This window comes from Williamsia serinedens (assembly GCF_024171725.1).
GTDB lineage: Bacteria > Actinomycetota > Actinomycetes > Mycobacteriales > Mycobacteriaceae > Williamsia_A > Williamsia_A serinedens.
Map to the genome: position 1 here is coordinate 271,815 of NZ_JAMTCG010000001.1, position 19,101 is coordinate 290,915.

Annotated in this window: 13 protein-coding genes; 8 read left to right on the forward strand and 5 right to left on the reverse strand. The window is 72.3% G+C overall.

Annotated features, from left to right (window positions below):
* The first annotated feature begins 135 nt into the window (after positions 1-135).
* On the forward strand, positions 136-624 hold the full coding sequence (nrdR, locus tag LX12_RS01230) for a transcriptional regulator NrdR (protein ID WP_253652684.1): 489 nt from the start codon (positions 136-138) through the stop codon (positions 622-624).
* Here nrdR and hrpA read toward each other — a convergent pair.
* A complete protein-coding gene (hrpA, locus tag LX12_RS01235) occupies positions 595-4,569 on the reverse strand; it encodes an ATP-dependent RNA helicase HrpA (protein ID WP_253653136.1) in 3,975 nt (1,324 codons plus the stop codon). The genes nrdR and hrpA overlap by 30 nt on opposite strands.
* A gap of 61 nt (positions 4,570-4,630) precedes the next feature.
* On the opposite strand from hrpA, the gene LX12_RS01240 reads away from it, so the two are divergent.
* Positions 4,631-5,863, forward strand: a complete 1,233-nt coding sequence (locus LX12_RS01240; RefSeq protein ID WP_253652685.1) for an aminotransferase family protein — start codon at positions 4,631-4,633, stop codon at positions 5,861-5,863.
* A 4-nt stretch (positions 5,864-5,867) separates the two neighbouring features.
* Here LX12_RS01240 and LX12_RS01245 read toward each other — a convergent pair whose 3' ends face one another.
* Together LX12_RS01245 and LX12_RS01250 are read right to left on the reverse strand one after the other, a co-directional pair.
* The gene (locus tag LX12_RS01245; RefSeq protein WP_372504892.1) at positions 5,868-8,360 is read right to left on the reverse strand and encodes a DEAD/DEAH box helicase; all 2,493 of its coding nucleotides are present in this window, start codon (positions 8,358-8,360) and stop codon (positions 5,868-5,870) included.
* Positions 8,361-9,344 carry a proteasome assembly chaperone family protein gene (locus LX12_RS01250; RefSeq protein ID WP_253652686.1) on the reverse strand — a complete coding sequence of 328 codons (984 nt, stop codon included), beginning with the start codon at positions 9,342-9,344 and terminating at the stop codon, positions 8,361-8,363.
* Positions 9,345-9,585: 241 nt separating this feature from the next.
* Between LX12_RS01250 and LX12_RS01255 the strand changes: the two genes are divergently transcribed.
* The 4 genes from LX12_RS01255 to LX12_RS01270 all read left to right on the forward strand — a co-directional run bounded on the left by LX12_RS01255 (position 9,586) and on the right by LX12_RS01270 (position 13,251).
* On the forward strand, positions 9,586-10,674 hold the full coding sequence (locus LX12_RS01255; protein ID WP_253652687.1) for an S-(hydroxymethyl)mycothiol dehydrogenase: 1,089 nt from the start codon (positions 9,586-9,588) through the stop codon (positions 10,672-10,674).
* Positions 10,671-11,297, forward strand: coding sequence for an MBL fold metallo-hydrolase (locus LX12_RS01260; protein ID WP_253652688.1), 627 nt, complete (start codon positions 10,671-10,673; stop codon positions 11,295-11,297). Before LX12_RS01255 ends, LX12_RS01260 begins: the two co-directional genes overlap by 4 nt.
* 68 nt (positions 11,298-11,365) lie before the next feature.
* The gene (locus tag LX12_RS01265) at positions 11,366-12,046 is read left to right on the forward strand and encodes a hypothetical protein (RefSeq protein WP_253652689.1); all 681 of its coding nucleotides are present in this window, start codon (positions 11,366-11,368) and stop codon (positions 12,044-12,046) included.
* A 140-nt stretch (positions 12,047-12,186) separates the two neighbouring features.
* Positions 12,187-13,251 (forward strand): DUF4192 domain-containing protein, encoded by a 1,065-nt coding sequence (locus LX12_RS01270; RefSeq protein ID WP_253652690.1) that lies wholly within the window; start codon positions 12,187-12,189, stop codon positions 13,249-13,251.
* Between the two features lie 20 nt (positions 13,252-13,271).
* Here the strand turns inward: LX12_RS01270 and galE are convergent, their stop codons facing one another.
* A complete protein-coding gene (gene galE / locus LX12_RS01275) occupies positions 13,272-14,255 on the reverse strand; it encodes a UDP-glucose 4-epimerase GalE (protein WP_253652691.1) in 984 nt (327 codons plus the stop codon).
* Positions 14,256-14,260: 5 nt separating this feature from the next.
* Positions 14,261-14,944: an iron-dependent transcriptional repressor DtxR gene (locus LX12_RS01280; protein ID WP_253652692.1), complete on the reverse strand. Its 684-nt coding sequence runs from the start codon at positions 14,942-14,944 to the stop codon at positions 14,261-14,263.
* A gap of 130 nt (positions 14,945-15,074) precedes the next feature.
* Between LX12_RS01280 and LX12_RS01285 the strand changes: the two genes are divergently transcribed.
* The gene (locus tag LX12_RS01285; protein ID WP_253652693.1) at positions 15,075-16,382 is read left to right on the forward strand and encodes an acetoin utilization protein AcuC; all 1,308 of its coding nucleotides are present in this window, start codon (positions 15,075-15,077) and stop codon (positions 16,380-16,382) included.
* A complete protein-coding gene (locus tag LX12_RS01290; RefSeq protein ID WP_253652694.1) occupies positions 16,375-19,074 on the forward strand; it encodes a bifunctional acetate--CoA ligase family protein/GNAT family N-acetyltransferase in 2,700 nt (899 codons plus the stop codon). The genes LX12_RS01285 and LX12_RS01290 overlap by 8 nt, the downstream gene beginning before the upstream one ends.
* Positions 19,075-19,101 lie beyond the last annotated feature (27 nt).

The window sequence follows — 19,101 nt, forward strand, 5'->3', positions numbered from 1 at the left end:
TTCGCACCGCCCCCGACCGTCCCGGCCGCACCACCGGTCCCGGTATCGTCGACGGGTACGGATCATCTCGATCCACCCGGCCCGTCCCGGGCGCACCCGCCCGACGCCGGCCCTCCGAGCACCGAGGACGTCGCGATGCGCTGCCCGTTCTGTCGACACGAGGACACGCGCGTCGTGGACTCCCGTGTCGCCGACGAGGGACAGGCGATCCGTCGACGCCGGTCGTGCACCGAGTGCGGACGCCGCTTCACCACGGTCGAGAGTGCCGTGCTCGCGGTGGTCAAGCGCAACGGCGTCACCGAGCCCTTCTCCCGCGAGAAGGTCATGCGCGGTGTGCGTCGCGCCTGTCAGGGCCGCGCCGTCGACGAGGACCGTCTCGCCCTGCTCGCCCAGCAGGTGGAGGACACGGTGCGCGCGTCGGGTTCGGCCGAGATCCCCAGCAACGAGGTCGGTCTGGCCATCCTGACGCCGCTGCGCGAGCTCGACGAGGTCGCCTATCTGCGCTTCGCGTCGGTGTACCGGTCGTTCGAGTCCGTCGAGGACTTCCAGCGCGAGATCGACGACCTCCGTGCCGCCGGGCACGTCGGCGCCGGGTCAGGCGGCCAGGGCGTCGATCGCGCGTAGCACCCGCTTCTCCGACACCGGGAACGGCGTGCCCACACGTTCGGCGAACAGCCCGACCCTCAACTCCTCGATCAGCCAGTGGGCACGATCGTTCACCGCGGCGCGTCGTGCCGGGGCGCACCGCGCGACCACCTGCGCCCAGTGCTCGACGACCCGGTCCACCGCGTCGATGCCGCGCGCGTCCGTCGACGCGGCGGCGGGCAGCCGCTGCAATCGCACCACGACCGCGTCGAGGTAGGCGACGAGCCGGGGCCGTTGTGCCGCCGGCGTGTCCCCGACGAACCCGGCGTAGACGAGCTGCGACAACTGGTCTCGGACATCGGCGGTCGCCCGGCTCTCACCGAGTCGCGCGAGTTCGGCGTGGACGGCGGGCAGGCGCGTGAGCGCGTCGGCGACCGTCCCGAGGATGGCGCGGCCCTGCTGCCCCGCGACCGCCGCGACGCGTGCGCGTAGTGCGGCGAACGTCTCCGGGTCGCGGACGTCACCGGTGTCGCCGGCGGCCTCCACGATCGCTGCGCGGGTGCAGTCGGCGAGCAGCGCCTCGACCGAGGCATAGGGACTCTGCGACAACGCGAGTCGCTGCTCCATCGGCAACGCGGAAGCGGCCGACGCCTTCAGGGGTGGGACGGACAGCTCCAGCAGCCGGAGCACGGCCCGATGCGTGGACGCACGGGCAGCCGCGGCGGTGGTCTCGAGCACCACGCTCACCCCGCCGTCGACCACCCGGAGTGCGGGGTGGCTCGTGACCGTCTGTCCTGCGACGGTCTCGGTCACCTGCGACTGCAGGGTCCCGATCGTCGACGCCGTCCAGCTCGTGACCACGGGGGCGGCAGGTCGGGCCTCGGCACGCGGCGCGGCCCGGGACGCGGTCCGGGTGGATCCGTGGACGGCGGCGGTGAGCGCGGCGAGGGAGTCCGCCTCGGCCACGACGTCACCCGCGTCGTCGACCGCGGCGAACCGCAGCACGAGGTGCGCCGGCAGCGCGGACGGGTCGAAGTCGTCGGCGCCGACGGACACTCCCGTCAGACGGGTGACCTCCCGGGCGAGTCCGGTCACCACCGGTTCGCTCCGGGGTGTCAGCGCCGCCATCGCCTGCGGTCCGACGTCGGCTGCGGGTCCGAGGCGACGCCGGATCGACTTGGGAAGGGTGCGGATCAGTGCCACCGCGAGATCGTCGCGCAATCCCGGTACCAGCCAGTCGAACCCGGCGGGTCGGATGCGGGGCAGGAGGGCGAGCGGGATGAGCACCGTGATCCCGTCGTGGGTGCTGCCGGGCGAGAACCGGTAGACCAGGCGCAGTCGCGCCTCGCCCTGCTGCCACACGTCGGGGAACTGCCCGGCCGACACCGTGCTCGTGTCCGCGACGTCCTCGGGTGTGAGGTCCAACAGGTCGGGTCTGGTACGCCGCGCCTTCTTCCACCACGTGTCGAAGTGCGCACCGGACACCACGTCGGCGGGGATGCGGGCGTCGTAGAAGTCGTACAGCTGGTCGTCGGAGATCACGAGGTCGCCCCGGCGTGCGCGGTCCTCGAGCTCCCGCGCCTCCTCCAGCAGCGCGCGGTTGTGCGCGAAGAACGCGTGCTGTGTCCGCCATTCGCCCTCGACGAGTGCGCGGCGCAGGAACAGGTCGCGGGAAGCCTCGGGGTCGATCCGGCCGTAGGGGACGGCGCGGCGTGCCACCAGGGGGACGCCGTAGAGCGTGACGCGCTCGTACGCCATCGCCGAACCGCGCTTGCTCGACCAGTGCGGCTCGCTGTACTGCCGCTTGGCGAGATCGCCCGCGAGGCGCTCGGCCCACTCCGGCTCGATGCCGGCGACCGTGCGGGCGAACAGCCGTGAGGTCTCGACGATCTCGGCGGCCATGACGAACCGCGGCGGCTTCCTCGCCAGGCCGGAGCCCGGGAAGACGACGAACTTCGTCCCGCGCGCACCGAGGAACTCCCGGGTGTCGCCCTCCCGCACGCCGATCTGGCCCAGCAGGCCCGCGAGCACCGACTGGTGTATCGCGGCGGCGTCCGGGTCGGGGGAGTCGTCGGTCGGTCGGGTGACCGTCCAGCCCTTGTCGACGACGATCCGCTCGAGCTGGCCGACGAGGTCACGCCACTCACGGATCCGCAGCCAGTGCAGGAACTCGCGCGCACACTGCCGACGGAACTGGTTGCCCGACAGCGCTCGTCGCTGTTCCTCGAGGTGGCGCCACAGGGCCAGGATCGACAGGAAGTCCGAGCCGGGTACCGCGAAACGGGCGTGCATCTCGTCGGCGGCCTGGCGGTGCTCGGTGGGTCGTTCGCGGACGTCGGGCAGCGACAGCGCCGCGACGACGACCAGCACCTCGTACAGGACGCCCTGCTTGTGCGCGGCGACCACCATCCGCGCCCACCGGGGTTCGATGGGCAGGCTCGCGATGTCGCGCCCGACGGGCGTGAGCTCTCGGTCGTCCCCGCGGCCTCGCAGCGCGCCCAGTTCCTCCAACAGGCCGACGCCGTCGCGGATCGCGCGCGGGTCGGGCGGGTCGACGAAGGGGAACCGGGCGACGTCACCCAGGTCGAGCGCGGCCATGGTGAGGATGACCGACGCGAGGTTGGTGCGCAGGATCTCCGGGTCGGTGAACGCGGGACGTGCCTCGAAGTCGTCCTCGGAGTACAGGCGGATGGCGATGCCGTCGGCGACACGTCCGCAGCGACCCGAGCGTTGGCGCGCCGACGCCTGCGAGATCGGCTCGACCGGCAGTCGCTGCACCTTGGTACGGGTGGAGTACCGGGAGATGCGGGCGGTCCCGGCGTCGATCACGTAGCGGATGCCGGGAACGGTGAGTGAGGTCTCGGCGACGTTGGTGGACAACACGATCCGCCGACCCGAGCTGCGCGAGAACACCCGGTTCTGGTCGGCGGTGGACAGTCGCGAGAACAGCGGCAGGATCTCCTCGTCGGGATGCGATCGACGCAGGCTGTCGGCGGTGTCGCGGATCTCGCGCTCGGTGGCGAGGAACACGAGGATGTCGCCCGGACCCTCGCGACGCAGTTCCGTGACCGCCGCCGCGATGCCCCCGATCGCGTCGAGGTCCTCGTGGTCGCCCTGCTCGTCGGAGTCCCGGACCAGTGGGCGGTAGCGCACCTCGACGGGGTAGGTCCGCCCCGACACGGAGATCACCGGCACCGGTGCGTCGTCGGTGGCGAAGTGGTCGGCGAAGCGGCCGGGGTCGATGGTGGCCGAGGTGATGATCACCTTCAGATCGGGCCGGCGGGGCAGCAGCTGCTTGAGGAAGCCGAGGATGAAGTCGATGTTGAGGCTCCGCTCGTGGGCCTCGTCGACGATGATCGTGTCGTAGGCGCGCAGCAGTCGGTCGCGCGCGATCTCGGCGAGCAGGATGCCGTCGGTCATCACCTTGACCAGCGTGTCGGCGCCCGACCGGTCGTCGAACCGGACCGAGAACCCCACGGCGGCACCGAGATCGGTGTGTGTCTCCTCGGCGATGCGGGTCGCCACCGACCTGGCGGCGATCCGCCGTGGCTGGGTGTGCCCGATGGCGCCGCGGACGCCGCGACCCAGTTCGAGGCAGATCTTCGGCAGCTGCGTCGTCTTGCCCGATCCGGTCTCCCCGGCGATCACCACGACCTGGTGCGCTGCGATGGCCTCGCGGATCTCGTCGCGCGCGGCAGAGACCGGGAGGTCCGCCGGGTAGTCGAGCGTCGGGACGAGCTCGCGGCGGCGCGACAGGCGCTGCGTCGCGCGGGCCACCGCGCTCTCGAACGCCGCGGCGTCCTCCTGCGACCGGACGCGTCGGGCGCGCTGGTGCAGGCGGTGGGCGTCGGCGATCGTGACGTCGTCGTCGGGGATCGGGACCGTCGCGACGGGCGGGTGCGCCGATGCCTGGTCCGACGGGCGGCGGGACCCTCCCCGGCGTCGGCGCGGACGGCGCGCCGGGCGCGGGGACTCGTCGGACATGGCCTGACCAGGATAGTGGTCGGTCGCTCCGTCGCTCGCCGCGGCGGGCATGATGGGCGTCATGACGTCGACTCTGTGGCACGGGTTCGCCGACATGGGAGCGGTCAGCGCGAGCGGCCCGTTCGCGATCGCGAGCGGGTCGGGCACGCGCATCACCGACACGCACGGCACCGAGTACATCGACGCGACCGCGGGGCTGTGGTTCACCAACGTCGGGCACGGGCGCGCGTCCATCGCCGACGCGGTCGCGCAGCAGCTGCGGACCGTCGCGCACGTGTCCGGGTTCGGCGACGTGATGCCCGCGGTCACCGTCGAGCTCGCCGACCGTCTCGGCGGCCTCGCCCCGATCCCGGGCAGCAAGGTCTTCTTCACCTCGGGTGGCAGCGACTCGGTGGACTCGGCCGCCAAACTGGCCCGACGGTACTGGCACGAGATGGGTCGACCGGGCAAGACGATGATCGTCGGTCGGACGAAGGCGTACCACGGGATGCACGTCGCCGGTACGGCGTTGTCGGGTCTCCCGCCGAACCGCGAGGGCTACGGGACGCTCATGACCGACGCCGCGACGGTCGACTTCGACGACGCCAAGAGCCTGCTGGGGTTGATCGAGCGCGTGGGTGCGGACTCGATCGCGGCGTTCTTCTGCGAACCGGTGATCGGTGCGGGCGGCATCTACCCGCCGCCGGACGGCTACCTGAGCGAGGTCCGCGACATCTGCCGTGAGCACGACGTGCTGTTCGTCGCCGACGAGGTCGTCACGGGGTTCGGCCGGATCGGCGGTGCCTGGTTCGCGTCGTCACGGTTCGACCTGCAGCCCGACATGATGACCACCGCCAAGGGGCTCACGTCGGGATACGTGCCGATGGGCGCGCTGTTCGTCGCCCCGCACGTCGCGGAGCCGTTCTTCTCCGGTGGGGTGTGGTGGCGGCACGGCTACACCTACGGCGGGCACGCCGGGGCCGCCGCGGCGGCGATGGCCAACCTCGACATCGTCGAGTCGGAGGGCCTGCTCGACGAGGCCCTTCGGCTCCAGGACGACCTGCACACCGCTCTGACGCCCCTCGCCGACCTCGACGCGGTGTCCGAGGTGCGCAGCGGAGTGGGGGCCGTCGCCGGGGTGCAGCTCGCCGACCCGTCCGTCGGACCCCATGCCGTGGCCGCCCTGCGCCGTCACGGGGTCTCGACGCGCGTGGCCGGCGCAGGGGCCCTGCAGGTGTCGCCGGCGTTGGTCATGACCACCGACGAGGTCGGCGAGATGGCGTCGCGCTTCCACGCCGCGCTGAGCGGACTCTGACGGCTCAGCCGGAGACGACCGCGACGTCGACCACCTGCGGCATGTCGTCAGGGTCGTCGGGGCCGGGCAGGTCGACCGACGCCGTGATCGCCCAGCCGTGGTGCCCCGACGGGTCGTCGAGGGTCTGTCGCACCGACCACCGGTCACCCTTCTCGTCGAGGGTGAAGAGACGGGGGCTCCGCGCGTCCGGTCCCATCCCGATGTCGTCGTACTCGTCGAAGTAGTCGTCGAGAGCGGTCGGCCAGTCGACCTCGGGGTGCATGCGCCGCAGCGCGTCCTCGTCCTCGGCGGCGAATGCGGAGACGATCGCGAACATGTGGTTCCGGACGTGCACCCGCCATGCGCGGCGGTCCGGGCCGGGCGGGGCGCTGGGCGTCACCGGACGGGTCGGGTCGGGAGAGGTGAGCTGTTCCCACTCGTCGATCAGGCTGGAGTCGGTGGACCGGACGAGATGCCCGAGCCAGGCGACGACGTCGTCGAACTCGTCGGTGTGGCGGTCGGGCGGGACGCCGTGGCGGGCGATCCGGTAGACGTCGGTGAGATACCGGAGCAGGACCCCCTCGCTGCGGGCCAGCGACAGGCGTGCCACGACGTCGCCGAAACCGTCGGCGTGCTCCAGCATCTCGCGGACCACGGACTTCGGGGACGGTCGGGTGTCCGCGACCCACGGGTGACCGCGGAGGTAGATCTCGTAGGCGCCGTCGAGGAGCTCGTCCAGGGGTCGCGGGTAGGTGATCTCCTCGACGCGCGCGACCCGCTCCTCGTAGTCGAGCCCGTCGGCCTTCATCTGTGCGACGGCGGCGGCCCGGGCCGCGTTCTGTTGAGCCCGCAACACCGGCCGCGGGTCGTCGACGATCGACTCGATCACCGACACGGCGTCGCGCGCGTAGTCGGGGTCGTCGACGTCCAGCAGCTCGAGTGCGGCGATGGCGAACGCCGACAACGGGTTCGACAGCGCGAAATCGGACGGGAGCTCCGCGGTCAGCCGGACCGTGGCGCCCGTCGCGTCGGGCTCGGTGGTCTCGACGAGCCCCGCGGTCCGCAGTCCCCGGTAGATGTCGATGGCCCGCAGGATGTGTCGGCGCTGCCGCGCGCGGGGTTCGTGGTTGTCCTCCAGCAGGTGACGCATGGCGGGAAAGCAGGGACCCGGCCGGGCGATGACGTCGACCAGCATGGCGGTGCTCACCCGGAAGTGGGATCGCAGCGGCTCCGGTTCGGCGCCGATGAGGCGGTCGAAGGTGGGGTGACCCCAGGAGACGAACCCGTCCGGGGGTTTCTTGCGCTGGATCTTCTTGAGCTTCTTCGGGTCGTCCCCGGCCTTGGCGAGCAGTCGCGCGTTCTCGATCTCGTGATCGGGGGCCTCGACGACGACGTAGCCGCGGTCGTCGAACCCGGCACGCCCTGCGCGGCCCGCGATCTGGTGGAACTCGCGCGCCTGCAGATGGCGGGTTCGGGTCCCGTCGTACTTGGTGAGACCGGTGAACAGCACGGTGCGGATGGGGACGTTGATGCCGACACCGAGCGTGTCCGTACCGGCCACGACCCGCAGCAGACCCTGCTGCGCAAGGCGTTCGACGAGACGGCGGTAGCGGGGGAGCATCCCGGCGTGGTGCACGCCGATCCCGGCGCGCAGCAGCTTCGACAACGTCGCGCCGAATCCCGAGGCGAAGCGGAAGTCGCCGATGGCGTCGGCGACGGCGTCCTTGCCCGCGCGGTCGAGCAGGGGCACCGACAGCAGCGCCTGCGCCCGCTCGACGGCCGACGCCTGGGTGAAGTGCACGACGTAGATCGGCGCCCGACCCTTCTCGACGAGCAACTCGATCGTGTCGTGCACGGGCGTCGTGACGTAGGAGAACTCCAGTGGGACCGGTCGTTGTGTGCCGGTCACCGACGCGGTCGGGCGGCCGGTCCGGCGGGTGAGGTCGTCGACGAAGAAATCGATCTCGCCGAGGGTCGCCGACATCAGGAGGAACTGCGTGCGCGGCAGCTCGATGAGGGGGACCTGCCACGCCCACCCGCGGTCGGGGTCGCCGTAGTAGTGGAACTCGTCCATCACGACCAGCCCGATGTCGGCGTCCGCGCCGTGCCGCAGCGCGAGGTTGGCGACGATCTCGGCGGTCGCGCACACCACGGGAGCGCCGGCGTTGACCGTGGCGTCCCCGGTCATCATGCCGACGTTCTCGGCGCCGAAGACGGCGCACAGGTCGAAGAACTTCTCGCTGACCAGCGCCTTGATCGGCGCGGTGTAGAAGGTCCGCTCGCCCCGTGCGCGGGCGAACTGCGCCGCACCCGTCGCCACGAGCGACTTCCCCGACCCGGTCGGCGTCGACAGGATCACGTGCGACCCGCCGACGAGTTCGAGGAGTGCCTCCTCCTGCGCCGGGTACAGCGACAGGCCCCGCGAGGACACCCACTCCGTGACGGAGTCGAATGCCTCGTCGGGGCCGTCGGGCAGGCGCGACAGCGGCGCCGGTACGGACTCGGCGGGAGCGGTCACCTAGGGCCGGTCGTCACCGGGTGAGGTGTCTCCCTCGGGCCCCTCGTCCGGTGCGTCGGTGTCGGTCTCGCCGGCCGCGGCCTGCGCGAGGAACATCTCGACCTCGGCGCCGAGCTCGTCGCCGCTCGGCAGCGACTCGTCGGAGGCGAGCAACGACGGCGCCTCCTCGGCTCGACCGGTGACGGCGTCGTACTGAGTCTCCAGCGCCGACACGACCGCCTCGACCTCGGCGTTGCCCGACACCTCGGCGTCGATCTGTGTGCGGACCGTCGACGCGGCGTTCTCGAGGGCGCCGACCGGCAGGTCCAGACCCGTGACCGTCGACAACGTCTCGATGAGGGTCGCCGACGCCGCGGGGTACTTCGCCTGCGACAGGTAGTGCGGGACGTGCACGGACAGACCGGCGGTCCGGTAGCCGTGCTGGGCCATCCGGAGCTCGATCAGCATGGAGGCGCTGCCCGGGATCTTCAGTGGGCTGCCCCAACGCGGCAGGTCGCCGAGCATCTCCGGCGCGGACCCGTGCGCAGTGACCGTCGGCGGTCGCGTGTGGGGGATCGCCATCGGGATCGCGTTCAGGCCGACGACCGACGACACCTGGAAGTGGTCGGACAGACGGCGGACCGCCTCGACGAAGCGGTCCCACCGCAGGTCGGGCTCGGCACCGGCGAGCAGGAGGAACGGGCGACCGGAGTTGTCACGGACGGCGTGGATCGTCAGAGCGGGCATCTCGACATCGGTGAACTCCTGACCGGAGAACACCATGGTCGGACGGCGGGACCGGAAGTCGATCAGCTCGTCGGCCGAGAACGTCGCCACCAGTTCCGAGTCGAGGCTGTCGCGCAGGTGCTCGGCCGCCAGGGCGACCGCGTGCCCGGCGTCGGCGAAACCCTCGAGCGCGTGCACCAGCACCGGTCCGTCGCCCTCGTCGCCGCTGACGTGGGGCACGGGGAACTCCAACTCGTAGAGCGTGGATTCCTCGTCCATCACCACTCCTCGTTCGTCGTCGGTCCGCGGCACTGCCGCGGTGTCGTCGCTGTACAACGATCCCACCCGCCCCGCGTGTTCCGGACGGCCAGGGGTCGGCGACACGGCGACAGGCGACCATCGTCACACCCGTGCAGGTGGACACCTGTCCACCTGCGCGCCATGAGCCCCGTCACACGTGAAAGGATCGTGGTGTGCGCATACGCGCACCCCGACCCGAACCGAGAGGACGCCGGAGAGCATGCCGCAGCAGGTACGAGGTGTCGTGTCCCTGTCGACGAAAGAGCCGACGCAGGTGGTGACGGTGGTGATCCCGGACCCCGGACCCCGCGACGTCGTCGTGCGGGTGCAGGCGTGCGGTGTGTGCCACACCGACCTGGCCTACCGCGACGGCGGCATCAACGACGAGTACCCCTTCCTGCTCGGCCACGAGGCCGCGGGCGTCGTCGAGCAGATCGGCGACGAGGTCACCCACGTCGAGGTCGGCGACTTCGTCGTCCTCAACTGGCGCGCCGTGTGCGGTCAGTGCCGCGCGTGCAAGCGCGGACGCCCCTGGTACTGCTTCGACACCCACAACGCGAGCGTCCCCATGACCCTGGAGGACGGCACCGAGCTGACCCCGGCACTCGGCATCGGCGCGTTCGCCGAGAAGACCCTCGTCCACGAGGGCCAGTGCACCAAGGTCGCCCCCGACGCCGACCCCGCCGTCGCCGGTCTCCTCGGCTGCGGCGTGATGGCGGGCCTGGGTGCGGCGATGAACACCGGGAACGTCGGCCGCGGCGACAGCGTCGCGGTGATCGGCTGCGGCGGCGTCGGTGACGCCGCGATCGCCGGCGCGCGTCTGGCGGGGGCATCGACGATCATCGCCGTCGACCGCGACCCGCGGAAGCTGGACTGGGCCACCGATCTCGGCGCCACGCACACCATCGACGGGTCTGCCGTCGACGACGTCGTCACCGCGATCCAGGACCTCACCGACGGCAACGGCGCCGACGTCGTCATCGACGCCGTCGGACGGCCCGAGACCTACGAGACCGCCTTCTACGCCCGCGATCTCGCCGGGACGGTCGTCCTGGTCGGCGTCCCGACGCCGCAGATGCGCCTGGAGCTGCCGCTCGTCGACTTCTTCTCGCGCGGCGGGTCGCTGAAGTCGTCGTGGTACGGCGACTGCCTGCCCGAACGCGACTTCCCGATGCTCGTCGACCTGCACCAGCAGGGCCGTCTGCCGCTGGACAAGTTCGTCTCCGAACGCATCTCGCTCGACGACGTCGAGGCGGCGTTCCACAAGATGGAGGCCGGCGAGGTGCTCCGGTCGGTGGTGATCCTGTGACCGTCCGCGTCGACCACGTCGTCACCTCCGGCACCTTCGAACTCGACGGCGGCAGCTGGGACGTCGACAACAACATCTGGATCGTCGGGGACGACGACGAGGTCGTGGTCATCGACGCGGCGCACTCCGCCGACCCGATCGTGGAGAAGGTCGCCGGCCGCCGCGTCCGGGCGATCGTCGCGACCCACGGTCACAACGACCACGTCACGGTCGCACCGGAGCTCTCCGAGCGTCTCGACGCCCCCGTGTTCCTGCACCCCGGCGACGACATGCTGTGGCGCGACACCCATCCCGAGGCCGGTCACCGGGACCTCGAGGACGGGCAGCGGATCACGGTCGCCGGCACCGACCTCGTCGTGATCAACACGCCGGGGCACTCGCCGGGGTCCTGCTGCCTGTACCTGCCGGAGGCCGGGATACTGTTCAGCGGCGACACGCTCTTCTCGGGCGGGCCCGGCGCGACCGGGCGGTCGTTCTCGAGCTTCCCGACGATCATCGAGTCGATCCGGGACAGGATCTTCACCCTGGACCCCGCCACCGAGGTCCGCACCGGACACGGTGACTCCACCTCGGTGGGCCAGGAGGCCCCGCATCTCGAGGAGTGGATCGCGCGCGGCAGCTGACCCCGAGACGGCCGTGGTGCGGGTGTCGGTCCCGGCCGACGGGCACCGGTGGTGGCAGGGTGACGCGTGTGACCGTGCCCCGCCGTGCCCGACTGCTGCTCGCCGCCGTGCTGGTGACCGCCGCGTCGGCGGGGTGCGCGCAGAGCATCGACGGTGACCCCGTCGCCGCGCCGAGTTCGCAGGCGACGGCCGACCTCGACCGCCTCGCGATCAGTCCGAACGAGTTCCCCGCGGGCTACCCGGCGACGCGCCTGCCCGCGCCGCAGGCCGCCGATGCGCTCGCCGACCTGTCGGGTCGTCCGAACGGCGGGTCGGTGACGCCGTCGTCGTGCCTGCCGCCGCCGTTGGTGGCCGATCTCGGGTCGACGATCGTCGTCACCGGCCAGTCGTCGTCGGGCGGGAACCTCACGGTGGTGCTGACGCGCGCGCAGACCGCGCTGGCCGACATCGCCGACGCGGTCGCACGGTGCGGCTCGTACACCGTCGACATGGGGGCGATCCGGTCGACCGTGCGCGCGGAGATCCTGCCGCCCTCGCCGATCGACACCCAACAGTCGCTCGCGTTCCGACGTACCTCCACCTCCGGTCGGGCGCCGGTCACGGTGTCGCAGACGACCACGGTCCTCGCCGCCCAGAACGACGGCATCCGCGTCTACGCCGCGTTCGTCTCGTTCTCCGGTGCCCGCGTGGACGGTGCCGCCCTCGACCAGGTGTTCACGACCGCCGTCCAGCGTTCGCGGGGCCGCTGACCGGGGTCGGCCGACACCGACGGCGTCGCGCGGGTCCGCGGCGCCGCGTTCCTATGGGGGCCGCCGGAACTGTGCACAGGCCGGGGTCGCGGGCCCGACGACGGCCGACGTGGTCGGGCGGGTGCCGGAGTGTTCGGGCCATGGACATCGACCACCACACCCTGACCCTCCACGACCCCGGTGACCTCATCGCAGCGATACCCCCGATGCTCGGGTTCGTCCCGGCGCGAAGTCTGGTCCTGGTCTGCTTCAGCGGCCCCGGGTCCCGCCTGGGGATCACGATGCGCCACGACATGGTGCTCGACCACGACGACGCACCCGCCGCCGTCATGTGCGACGTCGTCGACCACCTGGTCACGGTCGCCGCCCGTGAGCGCGCCTCGTGTGTCGCCGTGATCGTCGTCGACGACCGGCTGCCCGCCGACGACCCGCGCTGGGAGGCGTTGGTCGCCGACATCGAGGCGCGCCTGGGCGACATCGACCTCGGGGTCGCGCTCGCGGTCGACGAGATCCGCCACGGCGCACGGTGGTTCGTCGTCGGTGCCACCGCCGGACGCGGCGCGTGGACCGGTCTGCTCCCGGACCCGTCGTCGACGCCGACCGCGGTCGCGCGGGCCGTCACGTCGGGCACCACCGTGCACGCCCGTCGGGAGGACATGGCCGCGGCGCTCGACCCCGCGCCGCCCTGCATCGACCTCGACTGCCGCCACCACCACACCGACGACTCGCCGGCGCACAACGGCACCCGCCACTCCGACGCCGCGCGCCTGCGGTCGGTGCTCGGCCGACTCGGTCGGCGCGAGCTCAGCTGCGCCGACGTCGAGGTCGTGGCCGCCGCGATCGCGGTGCCACGTGTCCGCGACGCACTGCTGGCGTTGGCCGTCTCGGTGCACGCCGAGGAGGCGGGCGCACTGTGGACCGCGGTGACCCGACGGTGCCGGGGGCGCGACCGCGCCAACGCCGCGACCCTGCTCGCGCACTGGTACTACGCGCACGGCGACGGGTCCTTCGCGGGGATCGCCCTCGACACCGCGCTGGTGGCCTTCCCGGCGCACTCGATGGCGGGTCTGCTCGACCGCTCGCTGCGTGCGGGGCTGCCGCCGTCGCTGCTGACCGGACTGCTCGCCACGTCCCACGGGGTCGCCGCGGAGCTGGGCGTGGCCATGCCACCGTCACTGCCCGAGCTGCTCGAGCCCGGCGCGTGACCGGGGGCGTCGCCGGGCGACTACGCGGTCGCGGAGTGGGCGCGGTCGCCCAGGGCGCGGATGTACTCCCACGCATCGGTGACGATCGTGGGCAGTGCGGTCTTCACCGGCTGCCACCCGAGCTCGTCGATCGCCTTGTCGCTCGAGGCGATCAGCACGGCCGGATCGCCCGCGCGGCGCGGTGCCTCGACCACCGGGATGTCGATGCCGGTGACCTCGCGGCACGTGTCGATCACCTGTCGCACGGAGAAGCCCGCACCGCTGCCGAGGTTGTACAGGGCGTGGCGACCCGCGACGGCCGCCTCGAGCGCCAACGCGTGTGCCTGCGCGAGGTCGTGCACGTGGATGTAGTCACGAACGGCTGTGCCGTCGTCGGTGTGGTAGTCGGTGCCGAAGATCTTCACCGAGTCGCGGTGGCCGAGAGCGGCCTGCAGGACGATCGGGATCAGGTGGGTCTCGACCCGACGGTTCTCGCCCGCGCCCGCGTAGGCGCCGGCGACGTTGAAGTACCGCAGGCTGATCGCGGCGAGCCCGTGCGCGACGGTGTACGAGCTGATCGCGTGGTCGATCGCGAGCTTCGTGGCGCCGTAGGGGTTGGTGGGTCGGGTCGGGGACGACTCCACGATCGGCACGGCGTCGGGCTCGCCGTAGGTCGCCGCGGTCGAGGAGAAGACCAGCCGGGGGGTCCCGGTGCGACGCATCGCCTCCAGCAGCGCGAGCGACTCGACGACGTTGCCGTACCAGTACTTCTCGGGTGCCTCCACGGACTCGCCGACGAGGGACTGTGCCGCGAAGTGCAGGACACCGTCCACGTCGCCGTCGGCGAGCACGTCCTCGGCGACCGCACTGACGTCGCCCTCGACGAAGCGGGCGCCCTCGGGGACGGCGTCGCGGTTGCCGGTGCTGAGGTTGTCGACCACGGTCACGTCGTGACCGGCGTCGACCATGACGCGCGCGCAAACGCTCCCGACGTACCCGGCCCCGCCGGTGACGAGCAGCTTCACCCGTCTCAGACCTTCTCGACCTGGACCGAGTGGGCCATCTCCGACGACAGCCGCAGACCCTCGTGGCCCGGGGTGTTGATGGTGACCGCACCGTGCTCGTTGGTCACCGTCACGCGGGCGTTGGGTACCACACCGGCCTCGCGCAGCCGCGCGATCAGCTCGGGGTCCTCCTGGGCGTGCTCGGACAGCCGTCGCACGATGACCGCGACCGGCTCGCCCTCGGGCAGCTCCGACAGCCGTGTCGCGACCGCCGCCACCCCGTCGGTCTCCACGCCGAGCAGGTCGAGTCCGGGGATGGGGTTGCCGTAGGGCGACGTCGTGGGGTGGTCGAGGACCTCCAACAGACGACGCTCGACGTTCTCGCTCATCACGTGCTCCCAGCGACACGCCTCGGCGTGGACGTCCTCCCAGGGCATCCCGATGACGTCGACGAGGAGCCGCTCGGCGAGGCGGTGCTTGCGCATCACCGAGATCGCCAGGGTGCGGCCGCGGTCGGTGAGCTCCAGCTGCCGGTCGCCGGCGACCCGCAGGAGTCCGTCGCGCTCCATCCGGGCGACCGTCTGCGACACCGTCGGCCCGCTCTGCTCCAGGCGCTCGGCGATCCGGGCGCGCAGCGGGACGATCCCCTCTTCCTCGAGGTCGTAGATGGTGCGCAGGTACATCTCGGTGGTGTCCACCAGGTCGTTCACGATGCGATTTCCTCCGTCGCCGTCCCCGCGTCGCACGTCGTGGCGCTCCGCGATCTCGCCCCACAGGTTACCGTCTCGACCCCGCACCGAGGGCGCCCGCGGCGCGGCGCGTGCGCCGTACGCTGAGGCCATGACCACCCCAGCCGGCGCGCGGCCCGGTGCGGTCGGGCGTGTCGAGGACACCCTCGTCGTGTGGGGGGAGGACCTGCTGGCCTATAGGTGGACCCCGACGCACCCGATGAACCCGATCCGCCTGGCGTTGACCATCGGCCTCGCACGCGGACTCGGCGTCCTCGACGACGTCGCGACCCACGCCCCGATCGCCGCCGACGACGACCTGCTGCGGACGATGCACCGCAGCGAGTACATCGCCGCGGTCCGGGAGGCGGGGGAGGCGGCGGCCGGACACCCGGTGCCCGGCTGGTCGTCGGCGGTCGCCGAACGCATCTTCGGCCTCGGCACCACCGACAACCCGATCTTCGGGTCCATGCACGACGCCGCCGCGTTGATCGTCGGCGGGACCGTCGCGGCCGCGGACGCCATCGCGCGCGGGACGGCCCGACGCGCGGTGAACATCGGTGGTGGGATGCACCACGCCTTCGCGGGACGGGCGTCGGGCTTCTGCATCTACAACGACTGCGCCGTGGCCATCGGTCGACTGCTCGACGCCGGGTTCGACCGGATCGCCTACATCGACGTCGACGCGCACCACGGCGACGGCGTGCAGCGCCGGTTCGCCGCCGACCCACGGGTGCTGACCGTCTCGGTGCACCAGCACCCCGCGACCCTCTTCCCGGGCACGGGATACCCGGAGGAGGTCGGTGACGGCGACGCCGCCGGCACGTCGGTCAACCTGGCCCTGCCGCCGAGCACACCGGACCGTCTGTGGCTGCGGGCCTTCCACGCGGTCGTCCCGTCCGTCGTCGCCGACTTCGCGCCGCAGGTGATCGTGTCGCAGTGCGGTGTCGACAGTCATCGGGCCGACCCCCTGACCGACCTGCACCTGTCCGTCGACGGTCAGCGCGCGGCCATGCAGGCCATGCGCGACCTCGCCGACGAGCACTGCGACGGGCGGTGGCTGGCGGTCGGCGGCGGGGGGTACGGCGTCGTCGACGTGGTGCCGCGCAGCTGGACGCACCTGCTGGCGGTCGCCCTGGACCGCGACCTGGACCCGGCGACGCCGACTCCCGCCGCCTGGCGGGAGTCCGCCGCGCAGGCGGCGCTGACCGTGGCCGCCGACTTCGCCACCGATGTCGGGGTCGACACGATGGGCGACGGGGCGACGGTCGACTTCGACCGCTGGGAGGGCAACTGGGGACAGCAGGCACCCGAGGGGGTGTCGGCCCATCTGCAGCAGGCGACCGACGCCGCGATCATGGCGACCCGCTCCGCCGTGTTCCCACTGCGCGGTCTCGACCCGGGGGACCCGCGTGACTGACGACCCCGGCACGGCGCCGCCCCGCCGCCCCGACACCGGCGCCCCGTTCCCCCGGCACTGGAGTGCCGACGTCCTGGCCTCCGACGGTGGCACGGTGCACCTGCGCCCGATCTCACCGTCGGACGGGGATCGCGTCGTCGCCTTCCACGCCGGCCTGTCCGAACGCACCCGCTACATGCGGTGGTTCGGGCCCTACCCGGAGATGTCCGCGCGCGACGTCGCCCACATGACCGGCGTGGACCACCACGACCGCGTCGCGCTGGTCGCTGTCCTGGGCGGGCGCATCATCGCGATCGGCATCTACGAGAGCCTCGCGGGTTCGGGCCGCCCCCAGGCCGCCGAGGTCGCCTTCGTCGTCGCCGACGACCACCAGGGACGCGGGCTCGGGACCGTCCTGCTCGAACACCTCGCCGGGGCGGCCGCCGAGAACGGCTTCACCCTCTTCGAGGCGGAGGTGCTCGCCGAGAACCGCGCGATGCTGTCGGTGTTCCGCGACGCGGGGTACCAGCTGAGCCGCAGTTTCGACGGCTCGACCGTGCACGTCGAGTTCGCGATCGACCCGACCGACGCGTTGCTCGCCGTGCGCAACGCCCGCGAACTCGGGTCCGAGGCGCGCAGCGTCGCGAACCTCCTGCGCCCCGGGTCGGTCGCGATCATCGGCGCGTCCACCGATCCCCGGAAGGTGGGGAACGCGCTGCTGGCCAACGTGATCGCCGGCGGCTTCCAGGGGCCGGTGTTCCCGGTGAACGCCGAGGCGCGGGCGGTGCGCGGCATCCGCAGCTACCCGTCCGTGCGGGACATCCCCGACCCGGTGGACCTCGCGATCGTCGCCGTCCCCGCCGAGACGGTCGGCGACGTGCTGCAGGACTGTCTGGCCAAGAACGTCAAGACGATGGTCGTCGTGTCGGCGGGCTTCGCGGAGTCCGGCGAGGCCGGGGCCGTCGCCCAGCGCACCCTCGTCCACGAGATCCGCGCGCACGGGATGCGGCTCGTCGGGCCGAACGCGTTGGGTGTCATCAACACCGATCCCGAGGTCGCCCTGAACGCGACGCTCGCACCCCGTGTGCCCGGTCGGGGACGGGTCGGTTTCTTCTGCCAGTCCGGTGCCCTGGGGATCGCGATCCTCGACACCGCGGCCCGCCGACAGCTGGGGCTGTCGACTTTCGTGTCCGCAGGCAACCGCGCCGACCTGTCCGGCAACGACCTGCTGCAGTACTGGGACGCCGACGACGCGACCGACGTGATCCTGTTGTACCTGGAGAGCTTCGGCAACCCGCGCAAGTTCTCCCGCCTCGCTCGGCGGGTCTCCCGCAACAAGCCGATCATCGCGGTGAAGGCCGGACGGACCGCGGTGGCCCCGTCGCAGATCCGCAGCGACTCCGGCATCGACGACGAGAGCGCCCGGGCCGTGCTCGAGCAGTCGGGCGTGATCCAGGTCGACACCATCGCCGACCTCTTCGACAGTGCCTCCGTGCTCGCGCATCAGCCGTTGCCGGCCGGGCCGCGGGTCGCCGTCGTCGGCAACTCGACGGTGCTCGGCGTGCTCGCGTCGAGCGCGGGGGAGCCCTTCGGCCTCACCGTCGTCGCGCAGACCGACCTCGGCCCCGGCGCGGGTGTCGACGAGTTCGGGGCCGCCGTCCGCGCGGCCACGGGCGACGACGGCGTCGATGCGGTCATCGCGGTGTTCGTCCCGCCCGTCGCGGTCGGGGCCGAGGCCTACGCCCGCGCGCTGGTGGCCGCAGCCCGCGACTGCGGCAAGACCGTCGTGTCGACGTTCCTCGGTGTCGAGGGCATCCCCGACGCGTTGGCCGTGCACGACGACGGGGTCGCCGGCCGGGGATCGGTGCCGTCCTATCCGGGACCGGAGCGCGCTGCCGCGGCCGTCGGTCGGGCGTGGCGGTACGCACGGTGGCGGGCGCGTCCGGAGTCCGAGGTCGAACGGCCCGAGGGCCTCGACGTCGACCGCGCTCGGGCGCTCGTCGCCGCGGAATGGGGTGACTCGGTGGGCCACGGCGACGACGCCCGCGCGCTCGACGAGCCCACGTCGGCCGAGCTGTTGCGCTGCTACGGCATTGAGGTCGCGCCGTTCCGGGAGGTCACGACGGCCGACGAGGCGGTCCGCGCCGGTGCCGATCTGGGCTACCCCGTCGTGGTGAAGGCCGTCTCCGCGGTGTGGCGGGGACGACTCGACGGGGAGGGTGCGCGCCTCGACCTGCCGGGGCCGGACGCCGTGCGCGCCGCCTTCGCCGAGCTGGCGGCACTGACGGGGGAGAGTGCCCTGCACGTGCAACGCATGGCTCCCCGCGGGGTGCCCGTCGTCATCCGCGTGCGCGACGACCCGTCACTCGGGTCGCTCATCTCGTTCGGACTCGCCGGCGCCACCTTCGAGTTGCTCGGCGACCATGCCCACCGTGCGGTCCCGCTCACCGCCGTCGACGCCGACGAAATCCTGCTCGCGCCCCGCGCGGCACCGCTGCTCGACGGCTTCCGCGGGCAGGCCGCGGCCGACCGGTCGGCCGTCCGCGATCTGCTGGTGCGCGTGTCGGCACTCGCCGACGACCTGCCCGAGGTGCGGGAACTCGCGCTGGACCCGGTTCTCGCCGCGCCCGACGGCGCCACGGTCGTCTCGGCACGGATACGCCTCGGCCCGGTGCCGTCGAGGACGGACACCGGGCCGAGGCGGTTGAGCTGATCGCTCCGCGACCGCGCGGCTGAGCTG

What these genes read in the sequence shown, in the direction of transcription:
- nrdR (WP_253652684.1), top strand. Translation starts at nt 136, where the DNA reads ATGCGCTGCCCGTTCTGTCGACACGAGGACACGCGCGTCGTGGACTCC.
- hrpA (WP_253653136.1), bottom strand. Translation starts at nt 4,569, where the DNA reads ATGTCCGACGAGTCCCCGCGCCCGGCGCGCCGTCCGCGCCGACGCCGG.
- LX12_RS01240 (WP_253652685.1), top strand. Translation starts at nt 4,631, where the DNA reads ATGACGTCGACTCTGTGGCACGGGTTCGCCGACATGGGAGCGGTCAGC.
- LX12_RS01250 (WP_253652686.1), bottom strand. Translation starts at nt 9,344, where the DNA reads ATGGACGAGGAATCCACGCTCTACGAGTTGGAGTTCCCCGTGCCCCAC.
- LX12_RS01255 (WP_253652687.1), top strand. Translation starts at nt 9,586, where the DNA reads ATGCCGCAGCAGGTACGAGGTGTCGTGTCCCTGTCGACGAAAGAGCCG.
- LX12_RS01270 (WP_253652690.1), top strand. Translation starts at nt 12,187, where the DNA reads ATGGACATCGACCACCACACCCTGACCCTCCACGACCCCGGTGACCTC.
- LX12_RS01285 (WP_253652693.1), top strand. Translation starts at nt 15,075, where the DNA reads ATGACCACCCCAGCCGGCGCGCGGCCCGGTGCGGTCGGGCGTGTCGAG.